The following is a 644-nucleotide window of genomic DNA, read 5'->3' as shown; positions in this document are numbered from 1 at the left end:
GCGGGGTCGCGAAGGTCGGTCTTGCCCATCTCGATGAAACGTCCGCCGCCGACCAGCAACCGCAGCGAGGCATCGAGAAACTCCCCGGCCAGCGAGTTGAGCACCACATCCACCCCGGCCCCGCCGGTGGTCGCCAGGAACTTCTCCTCGAAATCCAGAGTCCGGGTATCGCCGATGTGGTCGTCGTCAAAGCCCATCGCCCGCAACGTGTCCCACTTGCCACGGCTGGCGGTAGCGAACACCTCCGCACCCCAATGCCGGGCCAGCTGCACCGCCGCCATCCCCACCCCACCGGTCGCGGCGTGCACCAACACCCGCTCGCCGGCCCTCAAACCGGCCAACCCCGACAACCCATACAACGCGGTCAAAAACACCACCGGCACGCTCGCGGCCTGCGGCAGCGACCAGCCCGCCGGCACCACCGTCACCAACCGCGCATCCACAATCGCTTCGGATCCGACCACCCCCAGCAAGCCCAGCACCGCATCGCCCACGGACAACCCCTGGACCCCGGGGCCGACCTCGACGATCACGCCGGCGCCCTCGGCGCCGAGCTCGCCACCCCCGGGATACATCCCCAACGCCACCAACACATCCCGGAAGTTCACCCCGACCGCGGCCACCGCCACCCGCACCTGCCCGGC

Annotated in this window: 1 protein-coding gene; it reads right to left on the bottom strand. The window is 69.9% G+C overall.

Annotated elements, in window-relative coordinates:
* The coding region (locus AC5Y5O_RS32180; RefSeq protein ID WP_500028766.1) for a zinc-binding dehydrogenase at positions 1 to 644 on the bottom strand (644 nt) is incomplete at both ends.

Source organism: Mycobacterium sp. NGS40, from assembly GCF_059812735.1.
The sequence above is the reverse complement of the archived record's forward strand: the minus strand, read 5'-3'. Positions and strand labels throughout refer to the sequence as shown.